This is a genomic window from Dyadobacter sp. (assembly GCF_051859145.1).
Lineage (GTDB): Bacteria > Bacteroidota > Bacteroidia > Cytophagales > Spirosomataceae > Dyadobacter.
The window spans coordinates 1-1,977 of the sequence record NZ_JBHYGF010000522.1 but is presented as its reverse complement, the minus strand read 5'-3'; the positions used below and the strand labels follow the sequence as shown (position 1 = coordinate 1,977).

General features: G+C 46.4%; 3 protein-coding genes. All 3 read left to right on the top strand.

The window, feature by feature from the left end:
* Window positions 1-89: 89 nt before the first annotated feature.
* Window positions 90-857, top strand: a complete 768-nt coding sequence (locus ACTIE6_RS23220; RefSeq protein ID WP_439558902.1) for an EcsC family protein — start codon at window positions 90-92, stop codon at window positions 855-857.
* 42 nt (window positions 858-899) lie between these two features.
* Entirely contained in the window at window positions 900-1,688 is a 789-nt protein-coding gene (locus ACTIE6_RS23215) for an MlaE family ABC transporter permease (protein ID WP_439558901.1), read from the top strand.
* A 2-nt stretch (window positions 1,689-1,690) separates the two neighbouring features.
* Window positions 1,691-1,977: ATP-binding cassette domain-containing protein (locus tag ACTIE6_RS23210; RefSeq protein ID WP_439558900.1), on the top strand; the 287-nt coding region annotated here is incomplete at its 3' end.

The following is a 1,977-nucleotide window of genomic DNA, read 5'->3' as shown; positions in this document are numbered from 1 at the left end:
AGAGTGATAATTTGGAATGATTTTTGCTAAACAAGATCAAATTCGGATTAGTACGTACTCTATCCTTCCCGATCTTGATTTTGACTGATATGCATTTCAGCACATACGAGGAAAATACCAGACTTGAACTGTTGAAGTGGCAGCACAAAATGCAGAAGCGGCCGAACTTTGTAGATCGGACTTCGAAGGCTGTTCAGGACAAAATCAATAACATTATCCCCGACAAGGTGCATCAGGCGATTACGGCAACGATCAAACAGATGATCCGTGCGGTACTTACCGGCGCAGCGTTTACAACCGGCATTCCCCGGGAGAGACACAGCCTGGAAGAAATCGAAACCGAGGTAAAAAATCGTATTGAATTCTATAAAAAAGCCAGTGCTGCGGAAGGTGGAATTACCGGCGCAGGCGGCTTCCTGCTGGCACTAGCCGAATTCCCCATTCTGATCGGGATCAAATTAAAACTGCTTTTCGAGATCGCAGCGCTGTACGGCAGGCCGGTGAATGATTATAAAGAGCGGCTTTTTATCCTGCACATTTTCCAGCTTGCTTTTTCAAGCCAGAAACAAAGACAGCACGTTTTCAGCCAGATGCAGGATTGGCAAATGAAAAGTCAGCACTTACCAGACGATATCCACCAGTTCGACTGGAAAACCTTTCAGCAGGAATACCGCGACTACATTGATCTCGCGAAAATGGCGCAGCTGATTCCGGGAATTGGCGCGGCAGTAGGTGTGATCGTCAATTATCGCCTGCTTGACAAACTTGGAAAAACAGCTATGAACGCATACAGAATGAGGTGGTTTGAAGAAAGATCGCTGCCGGGAGCTAAATCAGCTATTCCATTGAGCATCTGAACAAAAGCAACGAAATACAAAAGTCACTTTGCCAAAAATTGAATGAGCACTAAGAAAAAGGAACACGTTTACACAAAAGGATTAGACTCCGCTTTCCTGGCAGTTTATAATGGCTACGTATTCTTTATCAGGTTTTTCCGTGAAGTCTTCAAAGGCAGAATGGAATTTCAGGAGATCGTGAAACAGTGTTATGCGATCGGAAACAAGTCGCTGCTGCTGATCGGTTTGACGGGCTTTATCACCGGGATGGTATTCACGAAACAGTCGCGGCCTTCTCTGGCTGAGTTTGGCGCGGTATCCTGGCTGCCTTCGCTGGTGGCTATTGCGATCGTCCGTGCGCTCGCGGCGCTCGTAACTGCATTGATCAGCGCCGGTAAAATCGGGTCCAGCATCGGTGCCGAGCTGGGTTCGATGCGCGTAACCGAGCAGATTGACGCCATGGAAGTGTCGGCTGTAAATCCATTCAAATTCCTTGTGGTAACCAGGGTGCTCGCTTCCACCATTGCGATTCCCATTCTGATGTTCTACTGTACGCTTGTAAGCTTGCTGGGCGCATTCCTGAATGTAACACTTAATGAAGGAACGAGTTTTATTGCATTCTTCGAAAGTGCATTCGAGCAGATCACCTTTCTGGATATTTTTACTTCACTCGCCAAAGCAATTGCATACGGTTTTACAATCGGGATTGTAGGGTGTTACCAGGGGTACAATGCGAGTAAAGGAACGGAAGGCGTTGGAAAAGCAGCCAACTCAGCTGTGGTAATTTCGATGTTCCTCATTTTTATCGAGGAAGTAATCATTGTTCAGGTATCTAATTATTTCAGGATATAAAAATGGAAGAAGTAACTCAGCCAGAAGCGCCGGTTATCGACATTGAAGGTCTTCACAAGTCTTTCGGAAGTCTGCATGTGCTTCGCGGAGTGGATTTGAAGGTCGAAAAAGGTGAAAACGTGGTCGTACTCGGCCGCTCCGGAACTGGTAAGTCTGTACTGATCAAGATCATAGCCGGACTACTCAATCAGGATCGGGGCAAATGCATTGTTTTGGGCAGAGAGGTATCTCAACTCAATGAAAAGGAACTGCGGGATTTGCGGATGAAAATCGGCTTCTCTTTTCAGAA